15 protein-coding genes are annotated in these 18,810 nt (G+C 53.8%); all 15 read left to right on the top strand.

The genetic code is table 11. From position 1 onward, the window contains the following. Positions 1-158 precede the first annotated feature (158 nt). The 15 genes from GOM71_RS07555 (at position 159) to GOM71_RS07485 (ending at position 18,663) form a co-directional block, all read left to right on the top strand. Positions 159-1,772: an extracellular solute-binding protein gene (locus tag GOM71_RS07555; RefSeq protein ID WP_156279440.1), complete on the top strand. Its 1,614-nt coding sequence runs from the start codon at positions 159-161 to the stop codon at positions 1,770-1,772. A gap of 93 nt (positions 1,773-1,865) precedes the next feature. Beyond that, positions 1,866-2,768 (top strand): ABC transporter permease, encoded by a 903-nt coding sequence (locus GOM71_RS07550; RefSeq protein WP_156279434.1) that lies wholly within the window; start codon positions 1,866-1,868, stop codon positions 2,766-2,768. A gap of 37 nt (positions 2,769-2,805) precedes the next feature. Continuing rightward, positions 2,806-3,681, top strand: a complete 876-nt coding sequence (locus tag GOM71_RS07545) for a carbohydrate ABC transporter permease (protein ID WP_156279432.1) — start codon at positions 2,806-2,808, stop codon at positions 3,679-3,681. A 51-nt stretch (positions 3,682-3,732) separates the two neighbouring features. Next, entirely contained in the window at positions 3,733-4,683 is a 951-nt protein-coding gene (locus tag GOM71_RS07540) for a sugar phosphate isomerase/epimerase family protein (RefSeq protein ID WP_156279430.1), read from the top strand. 5 nt (positions 4,684-4,688) lie between these two features. Continuing rightward, complete coding sequence (locus GOM71_RS07535) at positions 4,689-5,369, top strand: hypothetical protein (protein ID WP_156279428.1); 681 nt, start codon at positions 4,689-4,691, stop codon at positions 5,367-5,369. Between the two features lie 5 nt (positions 5,370-5,374). Next, positions 5,375-7,132, top strand: coding sequence for a hypothetical protein (locus GOM71_RS07530; RefSeq protein WP_253944747.1), 1,758 nt, complete (start codon positions 5,375-5,377; stop codon positions 7,130-7,132). Beyond that, positions 7,129-9,357: a glycoside hydrolase family 88/105 protein gene (locus GOM71_RS07525; protein WP_156279424.1), complete on the top strand. Its 2,229-nt coding sequence runs from the start codon at positions 7,129-7,131 to the stop codon at positions 9,355-9,357. Before GOM71_RS07530 ends, GOM71_RS07525 begins: the two co-directional genes overlap by 4 nt. Positions 9,358-9,409: 52 nt before the next feature. Further along, positions 9,410-10,081 (top strand): MgtC/SapB family protein, encoded by a 672-nt coding sequence (locus GOM71_RS07520; RefSeq protein WP_156279421.1) that lies wholly within the window; start codon positions 9,410-9,412, stop codon positions 10,079-10,081. Between the two features lie 266 nt (positions 10,082-10,347). Beyond that, a complete protein-coding gene (iolD, locus tag GOM71_RS07515; protein WP_156279414.1) occupies positions 10,348-12,213 on the top strand; it encodes a 3D-(3,5/4)-trihydroxycyclohexane-1,2-dione acylhydrolase (decyclizing) in 1,866 nt (621 codons plus the stop codon). A 34-nt stretch (positions 12,214-12,247) separates the two neighbouring features. Further along, positions 12,248-13,159: a myo-inosose-2 dehydratase gene (iolE, locus tag GOM71_RS07510; protein ID WP_156279412.1), complete on the top strand. Its 912-nt coding sequence runs from the start codon at positions 12,248-12,250 to the stop codon at positions 13,157-13,159. A gap of 4 nt (positions 13,160-13,163) precedes the next feature. Continuing rightward, positions 13,164-14,177 carry a 5-dehydro-2-deoxygluconokinase gene (gene iolC, locus GOM71_RS07505; RefSeq protein WP_156279410.1) on the top strand — a complete coding sequence of 338 codons (1,014 nt, stop codon included), beginning with the start codon at positions 13,164-13,166 and terminating at the stop codon, positions 14,175-14,177. Positions 14,178-14,208: 31 nt separating this feature from the next. Next, positions 14,209-15,678, top strand: a complete 1,470-nt coding sequence (locus GOM71_RS07500; protein WP_156279408.1) for a CoA-acylating methylmalonate-semialdehyde dehydrogenase — start codon at positions 14,209-14,211, stop codon at positions 15,676-15,678. A 23-nt stretch (positions 15,679-15,701) separates the two neighbouring features. Then, positions 15,702-16,715, top strand: coding sequence for an inositol 2-dehydrogenase (gene iolG / locus GOM71_RS07495; RefSeq protein WP_156279403.1), 1,014 nt, complete (start codon positions 15,702-15,704; stop codon positions 16,713-16,715). 28 nt (positions 16,716-16,743) lie between these two features. Then, positions 16,744-17,565 (top strand): 5-deoxy-glucuronate isomerase, encoded by an 822-nt coding sequence (gene iolB, locus GOM71_RS07490; protein ID WP_156279401.1) that lies wholly within the window; start codon positions 16,744-16,746, stop codon positions 17,563-17,565. A 69-nt stretch (positions 17,566-17,634) separates the two neighbouring features. Then, positions 17,635-18,663: a LacI family DNA-binding transcriptional regulator gene (locus tag GOM71_RS07485; RefSeq protein WP_156279399.1), complete on the top strand. Its 1,029-nt coding sequence runs from the start codon at positions 17,635-17,637 to the stop codon at positions 18,661-18,663. Positions 18,664-18,810: the final 147 nt, after the last annotated feature.

Here is an 18,810-nt window from a genome sequence, read left to right as displayed (position 1 = left end):
GTTTGCGCCGATGAAACTGGTTTATTGTCACCGTGCTTTTGAGCGTGTCATACTGAGGCCACTTCCCAAACACGGGTTAACTGCAAGACTTGTAAGCGTGTTCATTAAACCGGGTGCAGGAAGCAAATCGAATCGAATGAAAGAGGGGTTGGGATCGAATGAAACAAAGCAAAACAGGAAGAAAGACAGCCAGCACTCTATTAACGGCAGCGCTCGCAGGCACGATGCTCATTAGTGCATGCAGCGGCGGCAACGGGAATGAAAAAGCAAATGAATCAACAGGCGGCAAAGAAGCTTCCGGCAAACCGGCAACGCTTAAGGTTGAAGTGTTCGATCGGGGCAATTCTCCTGCAGGTTCTTCTATTACTAATAATTACTTAACTAAATTTGTGCAGGACAATTTCGGCACTCCGAACAACATCAATGTGCAATTCGTACCGGTTCCGCGTTCGGAAGAAGTTCAAAAGCTGAATGTGCTGATGGCAAGCGGCAGCGACGTCCCGGATATCGTATTCACGTACGATTCGGGCACCTTCTACCGCTATGCGCAGCAAGGCGGTTTGACGGATCTCGGAGAGCTGCTTGACCAATACGGCCCTAATCTGAAAAAGTTCCTTGGCGAAGAGACGCTCGCTTACGGTCAATTTGACGGCACGCAATTCGCCCTTCCGGCAAAACGGTCGCATCTTGGCAAATATTCGTCTTTCATCCGTCAGGATTGGCTCGAAAAGCTGGGGCTGCCGGTACCTGCGACAACCGATGAATTGTACAACACGCTGAAAGCGTTCAAGGAAAATGATCCGGGCCAAACCGGCGGAAAAGTCATTCCGCTTGGCATGACGCTTGCACCGGCGCAATATGAACCGCTGATCTGGTCCTTTATCGAACCTGTAACGGAAGAGCAGCGTTACACGCTGACGCAGAAGCTGGGCTCGCGTGATTATCCGATTCTGCTGCCAGGCTTCAAGAATGCGCTGCAATTTATGAACAAGCTGTACAACGAAGGGCTGATGAGCACCGATTTCAGTCTCGACAAGGACAAAAAGAAGCTGGGTGAAGACGCTGCTAACGGCCTTGTCGGATTTTTCAGCGAAGACGATATGAACCCGTTCTATCCGGACGGCCTGTACGCTACGCTGCAGAAAAATATTCCGGATGCGAAGCTCTCTTCGGTTGATGTCTATACCGACTCGGAAGGCAAGCATCCGAAGCCGGAATATGCCCCGATCGGGATGTTTCTGATGATTCCGAAGAGCAGTCAGCATGCTGTGGAAGCGATCAAATATTTGGATTGGATGGCTTCGAACAACAACCTGTTTGATATGCAAAACGGGGTAGAGGGCGAGAACTATACGCTTCAGGACGGCGTTCCTTTTGTGAAAACAGACGCTTCCGATGAAGTGAAAAACCGTATTTACAACTATGGCGATATGGCCATTATTTCGAACGGCAAGCAGCTTGGCGATGCAGAGAAAAACGTTGAAGCTTATGTCGTCGGCATGCCTGAGGCATTCCAGGAAGAAACGCGCAAAGCGCTGTCGATTTCCAGATCCGATACGGTGAAGCCGGTCTTGTTCGATCGTCCGATTGAAGCGGAAGCGAAATACGGCACTGCTCTTCTCGACAAGTTTGAAGAAATCGTCGTTAAGACGGTAATGGCGAAACCGGACCAATTCGACAGCGTCTATGAATCGGTCATGAAGGATTTCATGGCTAACGGCGGTCAGGCGATCTTGGATGAACGCACGAAGGCTTACGCAGAAATGAAATAAAGACAGATCCAAACAAAAACGGCTTGGAGACGATGAACGGCGCGCCTGTTCTCGTCTCCGGGCATAACCGCAAGCGGACAGGGGTGGATGGCATTGAAAGGAACCGCGTATTTACGCAGATATTGGCAATTGTATGCACTGCTGGTGCTGCCGGTCAGCTACTTTATTATTTTCAAATACGGTCCGATGTACGGCATTCTGATTGCATTTAAAGATTTTAACTTCTTTCAGGGCATTAACGGCAGCGAATGGATCGGATTCGACGGATTCAGAGAAGTGTTCGCCATGCCTGACTTTTATAAGACTCTTCGCAATACGCTGATGCTTAATTTTCTGGATCTGGTTGTTTCGTTTCCGGCTCCTCTGTTTCTGGCCATTATGCTCTATGAGCTGAAAATAGTTTGGTTTAAGAAGCTTTCGCAAACGATTTTGTACATTCCGCATTTTATTTCCTGGGTCATTATCGGCGGGATTGTCTATCAAGTATTCGGCACGCAGTCCGGCATGATCAATAGCGTCATTACATCGTTTGGCTTTGATGCCGTTCCGTTTCTGACGGATAAGAAAGACTGGCTCATTACCTATTTGGCTGTCGGTGTCTGGCAAAGCGCCGGATGGGGAACGATCATTTATTTGGCGGCGCTTACAGGCATCAACAGAGAATTGTTTGAAGCAGCAGACGTGGATGGCGCAGGCCGGTTAAGAAAAATTTGGAGCATTACGCTGCCTTCGCTGAAGCCAACGATCGTCACGCTGCTCATTATTAATCTGGGCCACATGATTGCGATCGGATTTGAAAGGCCTTACATTATCGGCAACACCGCCGTTCGGGAATATTCGGATGTGCTCAGCACCTTCGTCTACCGGATCGGCATCGAATCCGGACAATATACGATAGCTACCGTAGTCGGTTTATTCCAGGCGGTTGTCGGACTGTTCTTCGTGCTCGGCGCGAACTATACCTCTAAGAAACTAGCCGACCAAAGTATTCTTTAGAACGATGCGAATGAAAAGGAGAAAGGAGCGATAAGACATGAGAGATCGAAACGCCAGCCGGACATTTGATGTGATTAACACGCTCGCGATTGTTGTATTTGTAATGATTTGTCTGGCTCCGTTTATTCATATCATTGCGATTTCTTTAAGCTCGGCGCGGGCGATTATGTCGGGCGAAGTCAGCATTTTGCCGGTAGAAATCAATTGGGGCGCGTATAAGCAGGTTTTCTCCGATATGGCGATGATCCGTTCGCTCGGCTTCACCGTTATGTTAACGGTTCTGTTCACTGTATTTTGCATGCTGATGTCTATTGCGGCAGCGTATCCGCTTGCCAAGTCAAAATTAAAAGGCCGCAAGATCGTCATGTTTATCATTGTCATTACGATGTTTTTTAGCGGCGGCATTATTCCGGAATATATGCTGGTGCGCAACCTGAACCTGCTGGATTCGATTTGGGCGCTTGTGCTGCCCGGACTTGTCAGTCCATTCTACCTCATTATCTTGATTACGTTCTTTCAAAATATTCCCGACTCGCTGGAGGAGTCGGCCGAGATCGACGGCAGCTCTTATTTCCGTACGCTTCTGAGCATTATCGTACCGCTGTCGATGCCGGTAATCGCCACGCTGAGCCTGTTCTATGCGGTAGGAAGATGGAACGGCTTTACCGACACGCTGATGTACATTACGAGCCCGGATATGTATCCGCTCCAGTTAAAGCTTTATCAGCTCGTTCAAAACAATATGGTCAGCGAGCTTATGCAAGCGGAAGGAGCAAGCGGACAGCAGCTGCTGCAGCCGGAAAGCTTAAAAGCTGCAAGCGTTATTTTCGCAACTGTGCCGATTCTGATTGTTTATCCGTGGCTTCAGCGGTATTTCGTCAACGGCGTTATGCTTGGAGCGGTAAAAGGTTAAACAAAGCCGCGGCTGTTCACTAAGCCGCTCATCATACGGAGGGTTTGAGCTATGGGGAAGGATAAAGGACAATATTCGTTTTCAACCTGCTGGAATATAAAGCGGCATCAAACCGGCAGCGCCATGATCGACGAAATCCGCGAGCTGGGCTTCCGTTTCGTCGAGTTGAATTACAATGTGACAAGCGAGCTGCTGTCGACGATTGAGCCGATGATTGAACGGGGAGAAATCGGGGTATCGAGCGTCCATAATACGTTCCCGCATGTCGCAGATTCTGATTACGGGACCGATTCCGTCTTGCTGGGATTTGACGACGAAGTAAAGCGCAAGCGGTCGATCGAGCTGCTCCTCCGTTCTGCCGAATATGCGAACCGGTACGGAGCGAAGGCGGTTGTCGTCCATCCGGGCGAGGTGCCGTTCGACTATAACATTGATCAGGAGCTCAAGAAGATTTATAACGAGCAGGGCTCTGAATCGGCGGCTTACATTAAGCTTTGGAGCGAGATGATCGAGCGCAGGGAATCAGCGGCCGGTCATTACTTGAACCGGATCGGAGACAGTCTGGAGGAAGTGTGCGACCGGATTGAAGCGAAGGGCTGGGACGTATCGATCGGAATTGAAACACGGTCGCGCTGCTATCAAATGCCGACATTGCGGGAAGCGAAGACGGTCTTCGATCGGCTGCAGGGCGCGAAGGTCGGGCTATGGTACGATTTTGGCCATGGCATGATGATGGAACGAATGGGCTTGTATGATAATGCGCGGGATATGGAAGCGATCAAGGACGACGTCGTCGGTATTCATATTCATGAAACCGTCGGCCTGTCGGACCACTGGTGCCCATATGTGCACAGCGGCGATATGCACTATTTTGACCGTTTTCTCCCGATTATCGAGGCTGCTCCAGTGAAGGTGTATGAGCTGAAGGCGGCATGTACGCCTGAGGAAATCGAGCTTAGCCATGAGCGGCTGCTCGGCAAGCTTGCAGCGCTTGGAGGCTAGCGCGTATGGATATGGATCACTTGGCAGCGTTTGCCCCGAAGCTTTATTTCGATAAGAACGAGCCGTTTTATCCGGTTCGGGCAGGAGTGTCTATTCTGCGCGAGGGGGAGCAGTCTCCTTCCTTTCGCCGGAAGTTCGATCGTTTAGCGGCTGGAATCGATTATGTAATCGAATTTGCGATCTATTGGGACTATGACATTCAGCATTTGTATGAGCTGGAGCATGTCTGGGTGTTTATCGATGCCAGCGGTGCCGTTGCTGATGCGGAGGCAAGCTTCCACGGCAAGTATTTGAAGGCGCTGCTGCCTGACCGCTCGAATCTGGCAGGCCGGACGGTAAGCCTTTATTCACAGCCGGGAAAGCATGCGTTCTCGCCGCTGCCCCAGCTGTTTGAACGGCTGCCTGATGTACGGACGGCGACGGATCAAGGGGCGGGAATGGACGGGCTGACATTGCCGGACTGGTATAAAGCACGGGATCGTTACGATGACGAGACGAATGCGCTTGTACGAGCCTATCAGCAAAAATATCATCGGTTTACGCCATCTTTTGAATTCATTCCATATGAGCTCGCGGAGCAATTGCTTGTTCCTTGGGCAGCGCTGTACGAAGAAATACCGGCTCGGATCGAAGCGGAACTGGCGAAGATCAGGCATGACATAAAGGAAGGAACCTTGGAAGGATGATCGTTATGTATGAAAAGCTGGTAGCCGTTAACGACGATTGGGTAAACAAAGAGGCTGACAATCAAATCATGGACAGTCAAAGCCGCTTCTATGGCGGCGTCGCGGATCGTGACAGCGGGATCGCTTGGCCGACGCATACGGGCACGCTAGCGGTTATGGCTATTTGGGGCTGCGCGGTTGTCAATGCAGATTCCCGTTATTATCATGACGAGCAGCTGCTGGGCCGTCTCGAGCTGGCGGCCGCCTTTATCGTCCGTGTCCAGCATACTGACGGCACTATTTCGCCAGGCTGGACAAATATGCATTCGCCGCCGGATACCGCCTTTGCTGTGGCAGGGCTGGCTCAGCTTTATGAGCTGCTGGAGAAGCACGAATGGGCGGCGCTTGCGTCCGTTCGCTCGAATATCCGCTTGTTTCTCGAGCGGTCGGCACCGGCGCTGCTGACCGGCGGCTGCCATACGCCTAATCATCGCTGGGTGCTGACGGCGGCGCTTGGCTTCCTGTATAAATGGACTGGCAATAAGGAATTGCTTGACCGCGCAGACGCATGGCTGGCGGAAGGGATCGATTGCACGGAGGACGGGGAATGGACCGAGCGCAGCAACGGCATATATAACGGCGTCAGCGACGTTATGCTGTATCATACCGCTGAGCTGCTTGGCCGTCCCGAGCTGCTGGAGCCGGTCCGGCGCAATCTTCGCATGATGGCCTATTTGATTTATCCGGACGGCGAGGTCGTAACGGATTATTCGGGAAGACAGGATTTTGGCCACCGGCACGATATGTCCGGCTATTTGCAAGTGTCCAGTCTGATGAGCGAGCTGGATCAGGATCCGCTGTTCGCGGCGCTTGCCAAACTGGGAGCGGAAGCGCAATACCATCCAGGCGCTATATCGAACAACGCCTTGCTCGGGTTCTTGCTTCATCCGGAGCTGCGCAATTGCGCAGTTGAGCCTTGCAGCCTGCCTGATCGCTACAAAGTAGTGATTAACGGAAATTTTGAGAGAAAGCATTATTTAAGTCAGATGGCGTCTGCAGGACATGGCGGCCGGATTTTCCACAGCAGGCTGCACCCTGAGTTTGGCGCGCCTGTTGCCAGGCAGCACACAGGACAAACAAGCGTGACGGTCATGACGGAAACCAATTCCTTCTTTGCGCTGCGGCACGGGAAGGCCGGACTGCTTGGCATACAGGTAAGCAGCACATTTGAACCGGGCTTTATAAAGATGAACGAAATGGAACAGCTGGAAAACGGCTATTTGCTGTCCGGAACGGAATCGAAATGCTATTACGGACCGATTGCTTCAGACAGTCTGCCTGAAACTTCGAAAGGACAGGTCAGTCCGTGGTATTTGCTTCCGCATCAGCTGCGCCAGCCGACTCATGTGCAGCAGCATCAGGTGCAAGCGGAGTTGACGGAAACGGTTGACGGCTGGAAGCTTCGAGTCTGCTGCGACAAGCCGGATGTATTGATGACCCAAATTTCCTTCATATTCGGCAAGGATGGGGAATTTAGCGGCGGGGAAAGAGCGCCTGGCGAGACGGGGACTCAATTGTGGAAGGATGGAGCAGTGACTTTCACAGCCGGTGATGACTGGATTGAACTGGACGGCGGAGCATTCGAGCACAGGATGAAATCGATCCGCGGAGCTGCCTTCCCGGCAGACTGCCAGACACTGGTCGTAAATGTCCTTACACCGTATGAGCGTACATTTCATATTCGGCTGTCGCCTTCCCGGGACAAGGAGGGAGGAAGACAATGACGGTCTATATAGAGCCTCGGGAGAGCGCAAGGTATGCGTTTGGCGAGGAGGAGAACCGGATTCTGGAGCTGCTGGCGACTCGCTATGTCGGCGCTAATCCGCCAATACCATTTGCTTACCGCGCTTTCTCGCAGCAGGGGATTTTACAAAATGAAGAAGGCTTATACGATATGAACCTCGGTTCCCGATGGCCGCAAGCGAAAAATGGCGATTACGCATACGTTTACGGGCTGGTTTGGAGCGATAACGAACGTTCGATTGACTGTAATTTGGAGCCTCACGGTCCAATTCGGCTTTACATGAATGAACAACAGCTGTTTCGTACGTCTGCCGTTGAAGAAATGAGGCCTGATGCCTGTGTTGTCATCCCGATGCTGCTGGCGAAAGGGTGGAACCGGATTTTGATCGAAGCAAGACGGACACCTGCGGGCTTTGGCTGCCGATTCGGAGTCGTGGAAGCGAAGGTACGGATTCTTAACGTACTTGCGCCATTCTCTGGCAGAGACGGAAGCGCCGGATGGGTGTTCTCCGAGCCCGTGAAACAGCCGTGTTACGGAGAAGGCCAATTCCCTGATGATAGGCAGCCGGAGGAAAACACCGGCATTCGCTGGCTGCCTCGCACGAAGTGGCAGAGTGAGGAAGAGAAACTCCCGAATCTGGAGCGTTTGTTCGGAAGGCCGGAAAACACCGTTGCCGGCTACGGCTGGACACGGCTGCCGCTAACGGGGGACAGGACGATAGTGCTGGAAGGGCGAGTATTTGGGCCGGCTTCCGTATGGCTGGACGGGCGGCTGGCGCTGACGATGACGGAAGCGGGAGCATTCCGTGAAAGTGTGGAGCTAGTATCCGGCAGCGGTCATCTATTGATTCGTACGGCAAATAGCGCGCAGGGCTGGGGCTTCGAGCTGAATGCTTCGGCAGACGGCGAGCCGCTGTCTTTAAAGCAGCCTGTCCGCATTCACGGCTGCGGCGGCGATTGGCTGTATGCCGGCCCAATTGATGCCAACGTGGAGCTTGAAGCAACTGACGTCTGTCAGCTTTCTGCCCTGCTGCCTGCCGTTGATCTCCAAGGACAGCCGTCAGGCAGCACGTACTGGTCGCTGGATATGCCGGCAACCCGTCTCCGCCCGTTCTATGAGAATGCGATGTTAAGCAACAATTGGACAACCGGTGCCGCAACGAACTTCGGGCGGTGGGACTATCCGCTTGGCGTGACGATGTACGGTCTGCTGCGAATGGCGCGGGAGTTAAACCGTAAAGATTTGGCTAATTACGCCTTTTCACATATCCGAACCTGCACAGACATGTATGATTACGCCCTCTGGGACCGCCGGGAGTACGGCTTCCCAAGCGTAAACCACCAGCTGGTGCTGATGCGGATGCTGGACAACTGCGGCTCGTTTGGCTCCGCGATGCTGGAAGCGCAATTGCAGGAAGGAGACGGCATGTTCCGCCGCATTGCCGATTCGATCACAGACTTTATGCTGAAGGGGCTGGAGCGAAGAGAGGACGGAGCATTCTTCCGGTTAAGCGAAGGCGAATATTTCGACAACACGATGTGGGCGGACGATTTGTACATGAGCGCGCCTTTCCTGACCAGATACGCCGTCGTTACCGGAAACCGCGAAACGATGGATGAGGCGGCCCGCCAGTTTCTGCTGTTCCGCCAGTATCTCTTTATTGAAGAAGAACAGATCATGTCGCATGTCTATGATTTCAAATACGGCCAGGCTACAAAAGTCCCTTGGGGACGGGGCAACGGATGGGTGCTGTTCTCGCTCTCTGAGCTGCTTGAACGGTTGCCGGAGGATCATCCGGACCGCGCTGCGCTGCTCGATTTTTTCAAGGCGATGTGCGCCGGCGTTGCCGATCTGCAAAGCGGCTCGGGCTTATGGCGGCAGGTGCTGAATGAGCCTGACGCTTACGAGGAAGCATCGTGCACCGCCATGTTCGCTTACGCCTTCGCCCGGGGCATCCGCTTCGGCTGGCTTTCCAGCGATCGGGATTATGCGGCAGCTGCAAGGAAAGCATGGCGGGGATTGACGGAAAAGGCGATTGATCGATCAGGCAATGTTTATGGCGTGTGCAGCGGATCTCGTTACTCCTTCTCGCCGGATTACTATATGTATGATTTGCGCACGGTCGTTAACGACAATCACGGCATTGGCATTATGATGCTTGCCGGCGTTGAAGTCAGCATGCTTAACAGCCTAAACGGCACTTAGCGGGCTAGTTCAGACATGAAAGTGAACGCAACTCCAGAAGGGAGGATTCGCGTTGTTTGCAATCAAGCTTGGGGCGGCATTAGCCCTCGGGCTGCTGATCGGAGTAGACCGACAGCTGCGGCATAAGCCGCTTGGCATTAAAACAAGTATGGTCATTTCCGTGGCAAGCTGCCTCATTACGATGGTATCGATCGAAGCGGCAAGCGAGCTCGCCCGGCCTGGGATGACCAATATGGATCCGATGCGCCTTGCAGCGCAAATTGTAAGCGGCGTCGGCTTTATCGGCGCCGGAGTTATACTAAGGCGGAATAATGATGTCATTTCCGGCCTGACGACAGCCGCGATGGTCTGGTCGGCATCGGCGCTAGGCATCGCGGCAGGCGCAGGCTTTTATAAGGAAGCTTTTACAGCTGCCGGTATGATCATTCTAGCCGTTAATCTGGTACCGCTCGTCGTACGCGCTATTGGCCCATCCAAACTGCGCGAGCGTGACGTCTTGGTATGCATGACCTTTGACCGATCGGCCGAGCTGGACGGCATGTTCGCCAGCATCCGATCCGATCATCAGGTCAAGCATACAACGATTAAGGACATGACGGATGGCCGGAAGGAAATCCGGCTGGTCCTGTCGTCCGGCGCGCTATACCCGACTACCTCTATTTACGAAGAAATGCGCCGTATGAAAAATGTCATTTCGGTAGAGGTAGAAAATATAAGCTCTTAGAAGAGGTTGCTGCAAAAGTGCATCTTTTAAGTCCGTCACATCGAACCAAACAGGCATATTCCTGCTAAAGTGCAGGAATATAGGGCTTTGAAGCTTGCTTTGAGTATTAGCTATATGAATTTCCTGCACTTTCGCAGGAATCGGCGATGAACCTAGATCATTCGCTAGATAAGCCTGCACTTTTGCAGGAATCCATTAATGTTAGTTCTTTTTTATATGAAGTTAAGCGCTTAATCTAAATGGATCAAATAGAAAGGCGGGAAACGATGAAGACGATTAAACTGTCGATGGCACAAGCACTCCTTCGCTTTCTAGACAATCAGTATATATCGGTTGACGGAACGGAGACGAAATTCGTCAAAGGCGTAATGGGCATATTCGGGCACGGCAACGTGACGGGCATTGGTGAAGCGCTGGAACGGAGTCCCGGAAGCCTGGCTTTTATTCAAGGGAAAAACGAGCAGGGGATGGCGCATGCGGCAATGGCGTTTGCCAAGCAGAGCGGAAGAAAGCAAATTTTCGCCTGCACCTCCTCCATCGGCCCTGGCGCGCTGAACATGGTGACGGCGGCTGGCACCGCAACGGTGAACCGGATTCCGCTCCTGCTGCTTCCTGGCGATAACTTCGCCTGCCGGCAGCCGGATCCGGTGCTGCAGCAGCTGGAGCATCCCGGCGATTATACGATCTCGGCTGTTGATGCTTTTAAGCCGGTCAGCCGGTATTGGGACCGCATCGTCCGTCCGGAACAGCTGATGACGGCCGCGCTTTCGGCGATGCGGGTATTGACCGATCCTGCCGAGACGGGAGCTGTAACGCTAGCTTTGCCGCAGGACGTGCAAGCGGAGATTTACGATTATCCGGAATCTTTTTTTGCGAAAAGGGTGCATTTGATTGACCGCCGCCCTCCAGCAACGCAGACGATTAAGCGGGCAGCTGCATTGCTGTCCGGCAAGCGGAAGCCGCTTCTGATCGCAGGCGGAGGCGTGCATTACAGTGAAGCGACTGAGGCGCTTGCCGCATTTGTCGAGTCATTCCGCATTCCGGTAGCCGAGACCCAAGCGGGCAAAAGCGCTCTTCCATGGAATCATCCTTTAAATATGGGCGGCGTAGGCGTCACGGGGACGCTGGCAGCCAACAAGCTGGCGAAGGAAGCTGACGTCATTATCGGAGTCGGTACCCGGTACTCGGATTTTACGACCTCGTCTAAGTCTGCGTTTGAACATGATGAAGTGCAGTTTATCAATATCAACATAAGCGGTTTTGATGCTGTGAAGCAAAACGGCTTAGCCGTGACGTCAGACGCGAAAGAAGCATTAACGGCGTTGCAGCAAGCGCTGGCTGAGCTGAACTATGCAAGCGGTTACGATGCAGGCGAGCTGGCGTCGCTTAAGGCGGAATGGGACCGCGAGGTTCAACAGCTCTACACGGCAGAGCATGAAGCAGGACTGTCGCAGACGCGGGCGCTCGGCGTCATCAATGAATCGCTTCCGCCGTCTGCTGTTATCGTTGCAGCGGCAGGAAGCCTTCCCGGCGATCTGCATCGGCTGTGGCGGCCGCTTGAGCCAAAGACTTACCACATGGAATACGGCTTCTCCTGTATGGGCTATGAAGTGAGCGGCGCATTCGGAGCGGCGCTGGCGGACCGGGGTCGAGAGGTTTACGCCGTAGTCGGAGACGGAAGTTATTTAATGCTGCATTCCGAGCTTGTCACCAGCCTGCAGGAAGGCGTGAAGATGACGGTATTGCTCTTCGACAACAGCGGCTTCCAGTGCATTCACAATTTGCAAAGAGGGCATGGCAGCGACGGCTTCGGCAACGAGTTCCGTTACCGCAATCCGCTGGACGGACAGTTGACCGGCAGCTATATGCCGATCGATTTCGCTGCACAGGCGCGCAGCTTAGGAGCCTGCGCTTATACGGTTCATACCGCGCAGCAGCTTCATGAGGCGCTTCGTCAGGCTCGTGCGGAAACGGTATCGACGCTGATTGAGATCAAAGTCGTTCCGGGAACGAATACTTCCGGCTACGAATCGTGGTGGCGTGTGGATGTACCGGCTGTATCGGAAAGCCCGAAGGTTGAAGCGGCCCATCGACGCATGGCGGAGGAGACCGGAAAAGCAAAGAAGCTGTAAGAAATACGAACTAGCATAGCGAGGAGGAGCAAGTATGCGTAACTTCCGGATGGGCATTCACCCGATTAACTGGGTTGGGGAAGATGTTCGCGAGCATGGGGCGGACACGTCATATGAGACCATTTTAAACGATATTCAAAGGCTGGGTTTAACCGGCACGGAAATGGGACGCAAATATCCTCAGGACCCGGCGGTATTGAAGCAGGAGCTGACATCCCGAGGTATTCAGCTGGTATCGCAATGGAAGTCCGTTCTTCTGTCCGATCCCGCTTTCCGCGAGCAAGAGCTGGCAGCCTATCGGGCTCATTGCGAGTTTCTTAGCCGTATGGGCAGCACGGTTATCAGCACGGCGGAGGTAGGCGGTTCGCTGCACTTCGATCCCCGCCGTACGCCAAACGAGAAGGAGGTGCTCCGTCTGGACGAAGCCGGCTGGCGCTGTCTTGCGGAAGGCTTGAACGCTGCGGGAAGCATTGCCCGTGAATATGGCATGAAGCTTGCTTACCATCATCACGGCGGGACGGTCGTTGAATCGCCGGAGGAAATCGACCGTCTGATGGAGCTGACCTCGCCTTCGCTCGTCTGGTTGCTGTATGACACAGGGCATGCCTACTACGGCGGCGCCGATCCGCTGCAGGTGCTTCGCAAGCATTACGACCGGATCGCATACATTCATCTAAAGGATATTCGTCCGGCCATTTTGGAAGAAGCGCGCGTTGAGCAAGCCGATTTTGTAACCTGTATCCGCAAAGGCGTGTTTACCGTACCTGGCGACGGCTGTATTGATTTTGCGCCGATTGTTTCGACACTATTGGAAAACGGATACGCGGGATGGGCGATGCTCGAAGGGGAGCAGGACCCCGCGCTTCACCCTCCATACGAATATGCGCGTAATGCGCTGCAATATATAGAGAAGCTGATTCAAGAGAACGAGCGGAAGGGAGAGTAGGCGAATGGGGAATAACGTTGTATTCAATGCGGCAAAACCGCTTGATTTCGTTGCTGTCGGACGCTTATGCATTGATTTAAATGCGAATGAAATCAATCGCCCGATGGAGGAAACCGTTACATTTACGAAATACGTCGGCGGTTCGCCAGCGAATATTTGTATCGGAATGTCGCGTTTAGGGCTTAAAACCGCGTTCATCGGCAAAGTTGCCGACGATCAAATGGGACGGTTCATCACCGGCTATCTGAACAAGGAAGGCATTGAGGCATCCGGCGTTTCGGTCGACCGGACAGGGGCGGTAACCGGTCTTGCTTTTACCGAGATCAAAAGCCCGTCCGACTGCAGCATTCTGATGTACCGGGACAATGTTGCGGATTTAAAGCTGGAAGCGGGAGAGGTGCGGGAGGAGCTAATCGCAAATGCAAAGATGCTTCTCATCTCCGGCACGGCGCTGGCTCAAAGCCCGTCTCGCGAAGCCGTGTTCCAGGCGCTCGAGTACGCGAAGCGGCACGGGGCTGTCATTGCTTTTGACCTCGATTACCGGCCTTATACATGGACTTCGGATGAGGAGACGGCTGTCTATTATAACCTGGCTGCGGAAAAATGCGACATTATCATCGGAACGCGGGAAGAGTTCGATATGATGGAACGGCTCGGGAGCAATCCGGAGCGGAACGATCATATTACGGCGGCCAAATGGTTCAATCATTCCGCCGAAATCGTCATTATCAAGCATGGCAAGGACGGCTCGATCGCATATACGAACGACGGCGCTTCGCACCGGGCAAGAAGCTTCCCGGCTAAGGTCGTGAAGACGTTTGGGGCAGGCGATTCTTACGCAGCCGGTTTTCTCTACGGACTCATGCAAGGGTGGGACATTAGCGCCAGCATGGAGTTCGGCAGCGCAGCCGCCTGCATCGTAATCTCCAGTCATAGCTGCTCGGATGCAATGCCGAAGGCGCCGCAAGTTCACGAGTATATCGAGCGTTGTCTGAAAGGCGAAATTACAGCAAGTTAATACGATCTTATACGAAAGCGGGGAACAACCAATGAGTCAAACCAATACAAATGCAGATGTGAAAACGTTAAATAATCTGATCGGGGGGCAATGGGTGCCTTCGGAATCCGGTAAAACAGAGCCGGTCTACAATCCGGCAACCGGCGAAGTGCTCGCTCATGTGCCGATCTCGTCCCGAGAGGAGCTGGATCAGGCGGTTGCCGCAGCGAAGCTGGCTTTCGGCAGCTGGAGCCGGACGCCGGTTCCGCGCCGCGCGCGCGTCTTGTTTAAATATCAGCAGCTGCTCGTTGAGCATTGGGAGGAGCTGGCGCGGCTCATTACGTTGGAAAACGGCAAAAGCTACACGGAAGCTTACGGCGAGGTGCAGCGGGGAATCGAATGCGTGGAATTCGCCGCAGGCGCGCCAACGCTGATGATGGGCAAACAGCTTCCGGATATCGCATCGAATCTGGAATCAGGCATGTACCGCTACCCGATCGGGGTCGTAGGCGGGATTACGCCGTTTAACTTCCCGATGATGGTACCGTGCTGGATGTACCCGCTTGCGATCGCATGCGGCAATGCGTTTGTGCTGAAGCCGTCCGAACGGACGCCGATTTTGGCGTCCAGGCTTGCTGAGCTGTTCGCGGAAGCGGGGCTGCCGGCAGGTGTGCTCAATATTGTGCACGGCGCCCATGATGTCGTAAATGGCATTTTGGAGAACAAGGATATTGCTGCGGTCTCCTTTGTCGGTTCCCAGCCGGTTGCCGAATATGTCTACAAAACGGGGACGGCAAACGGCAAACGGGTTCAGGCGCTGGCTGGGGCCAAAAATCACTCGATCGTGATGCCGGATGCCGACCTTGACGCAGCGGTCACCCAGATCGTCAGCGCAGCTTTTGGCTCGGCGGGAGAACGCTGTATGGCTTGCGCAGTTGTCATCGCTGTCGGCGATGCGGCTGATTCGCTCGTGCTGAAGCTTCAGCAGGCAGCGGATGCCATCACGATCGGCAACGGCTTGGATGAGGGGGTATTCCTTGGGCCAGTCATCCGTGAATCTCATAAGCAGCGGACGCTCGGATACATTGAAGCCGGCGAGCAGGAAGGCGCAACGCTGCTGCGTGACGGCCGCAAGGATGCCGCTGCGGGTGAAAAAGGCTATTTTGTCGGCCCGACGATCTTCGATAATGTCAGCTGCGAAATGAAAATTTGGCGGGATGAAATTTTTGCGCCGGTTCTGTCCATCATGCGCGCTTCCTCGCTTGATGAAGCGATTGAGATCGCGAACCGTTCCTCGTTCGCAAACGGCGCATGCCTGTTTACGAAGGACGGCAGCAATGTGCGGCAATTCCGCGAGACGATTGACGCGGGCATGCTTGGCATCAATCTTGGCGTTCCGGCGCCAATGGCCTTCTTCCCGTTCTCGGGCTGGAAGGAATCGTTCTACGGCGATCTTCATGCCAACGGTACGGATGGGGTTGAGTTCTACACGCGTAAAAAAATGATGACAGCACGCTGGTAAGCGGGCGGATGGAGGAGCGGCTTATGAGCAAGGTTAGAGTAGGCATTATCGGCGCAGGGCGCATCGGCAAAATTCATGCCGATAATCTGCTTCGCATGGCGGAGGCGCAAATTGTCGCCGTCAGCGATCTGTATGCAAACGAGGAGCTGACGTCGTGGGCTAATGCCCGCGGCATCGGCCTCGTTACGACAGACAGTTCGGAAATTATCGGACATCCGGATATTGATGCGGTATTTATATGTTCATCGACGGATACGCATGTTCCGCTCATTATTCAGGCGGCGGAAGCGGGAAAACATATTTTTTGCGAGAAACCGGTCAGCATGGACGTCAATCGGACAAAAGAGGCGCTTGAAGCGGTAAACAAGGCAGGCGTAAAGCTGCAGATTGGCTTTAACCGCCGGTTTGACCATAATTTCAAACGGCTGCGGGAGGTCGTCGAAGAGGGCCGGGTCGGCGATCCTCATCTCGTAAAAATTACATCGCGGGATCCGAACCCGCCTAGCCCGGAGTACATTAAAGTATCCGGCGGCATCTTCATGGATATGGCGATCCATGACTTTGACATGGCTCGTTTCGTGTCGGGGAGCGAGGTTGATACGGTATTCGCCCAAGGCGCAGTGCTGATTGATCCGGTTTTCGGAGAGCTGGATGATTATGATACGGCCGTAACGACGCTTACTTTTACTAACGGCGCACTCGCCGTCATCGATAACAGCCGCCGCGCCGCTTACGGCTACGACCAGCGCGTCGAAGTGTTTGGTTCTCTTGGCACCGTAGCGGCAGAGAATGATTACCCGAACACGGTCACGGTCAGCGACGGGACAGGCGTTGTCCGCGATAAGCCGCTTCATTTTTTCCTGGAGCGCTATAACGAGGCTTATATCGAAGAGACAAAAATGTTCGTTGACAGTGTATTGTATAACCGGCCGCTTCCGGTGGAGGGCTTCGACGGTCTTCAGGCGGAGCTAATCGCACGGGCGGCTAAGCAATCGGCCAAACTGAGTAGGCCGGTTAAGCTCAACGAGCTGGCATAGATTGTAACCTGCTAAGGAGGCAAACGCTATGAGCAATTTAATCGTATCGCCGCAGCATGTGCCGGAAGAAGACGGCTCGGTTCTTTCGATTACGAAGCAGTCGGCGGGATGGGAATATGTCGGCTTTGAAGTGTTTAAGCTGGCTGAGGGGCAAGTGCTCAAGCGTAAGACAGGGGATCAGGAAGCCTGTCTCGTGCTGCTGAGCGGCAAGGCTGATGTCGCTACGAAGACAAAGAGCTGGAGCGGCATTGGTGGAAGAATGAGCGTATTTGAGAAAATACCGCCATACTCGGTCTATGTGCCAAGCGGCGACAGCTGGGAAGTGACGGCGCTCACGGAGCTGGAGCTGGCGTTATGTCTTGCGCCGGGCAAAAGCGGGCATGAAGCGCGTCTTATCGCGCCGGAGCAAGTGGGCGTTGAGGTTCGCGGAAGCGGCAGCATGGAGCGGCTGGTTCATAACATTTTGCCGGAAAGCGAGCCTGCCGACAGCCTGTTGGTTGTTGAGGTATTTACGCCTGGCGGACATTGGTCGAGCTACCCGCCGCACAAGCATGACCGGGACTTTCTGCCCGAGGAGTCTCTGCTCGAAGAGACCTACTATTATCATACGAATCCGGCTCAGGGCTTTGCGGTTCAACGGGTTTATACGGATGACCGGTCGCTTGATGAAACGTTGGCTGTAGGCGACGGCGAAGCCGTCCTTGTGCCCAAAGGGTACCATCCCGTCTCGGCGCCCCCGGGCTATGAAGTTTATTACTTGAATGTGATGGCCGGACCGGTCCGCGTATGGAAGTTCTATAACGATCCGGCGCATGCGTGGCTAATGCCGTCTCCGTCCGCGCCCAGATAATGGTTGAAAGCGGATCCATTTGGGCGCATAATAAATGTATTATGTTACATGGATTGGAGAACGGCAATCATGAAAGCAACCATATATGATGTAGCCAAAGAAGCTGGCGTATCCATTGCTACTGTTTCCCTTGTCATTAACGGCAAAGGAAAAATCAGCGAGGAACGCCGGGAAGAGATTAGGCGGATCATGGAGCGTATGGGCTACAAGCCGAGTATGATCGCTTCTGCACTTACAGGCAAGAAGACCTACGCGCTGGGCTTGCTTGTGCCTGATATATCCAATCCCTTTTTCGCGGAGATCGCAAGGGCGGTCGAGGATGAAGGGCAGCGCCACGGATACAGCGTCTTTATATGCAGTACCGATAACAAGGACGAGAAGGTCGAACATTATGCCGCACTGCTGCAGCAGAAAAATGTGGACGGAGTCATTATTAGTACCGGGATGCAGCAGCTGTCTGTCTTAAAACCGCTGCTGCAGGGCGGTGTTCCGGTCGCTTTGCTCGCGCGGGAGTTTCCATTAGTGACGATCCCGTCCGTAGTGGTGGATGATTACGCGGGCGGAGCGGCTGCGGCGGAGCATCTGATCTCGCTCGGACACCGCCGGCTCGCCGTACTTGCCGAACAGGACTCGATAAGCAGCAGCAGAGAACGGGTGCGCGGCTTCAGACAAACCGCTGAAGCGGCGGGTATATCTCTTGATCCGGCCTATGTTCTCAGCTGCGGACGTAAGGATGGCAAGGAACGGGCGATGGAGCTGCTGAGCATGCCCAATCGTCCGAGCGCGATATTTTGCTGTAACGATCTGCTTGCCATTGAAGCCTTCCGGGCGGTTAAAGAAAGCGGACTGCGAATCCCGCAGGACTGCTCCATCGTTGGCTTCGATGATACGGTGCTCGCTTCGGTGACGGATCCGCCGCTGACGACGATCGCCCAGCCGATCGAGCAGCTGGGACAGACGGCCGTTCAGCTTCTTGTCCGCCAAATTGCTAAGCCGGGTGAGGAGCCAGAAAAAATCGTGCTTCGTCCCTCAATCTCTGTCCGGCAGTCTGCATCGGCGCTAACCGACTATATTGGAAAACCTGAACAAGCCCTATAAACTTCCGCATCTCTGCGACGAGATAACGCTGTCTGCCAGCGTTATTTCTGCGTCTGGGCGGGAATGTGTCCGAATAACGCTGCTGCACAGCGTTATTTCTATGTCCGGGCGCAAGAGTAACCGATGCGCAGGCGCAGGGTGCGGTTT

Origin of the sequence: Paenibacillus sp. NEAU-GSW1, assembly GCF_009737085.1 — a bacterium.
In the GTDB taxonomy this organism is placed as follows: domain Bacteria; phylum Bacillota; class Bacilli; order Paenibacillales; family Paenibacillaceae; genus Pristimantibacillus.
This window is presented reverse-complemented; position numbering and strand designations above follow the sequence as displayed.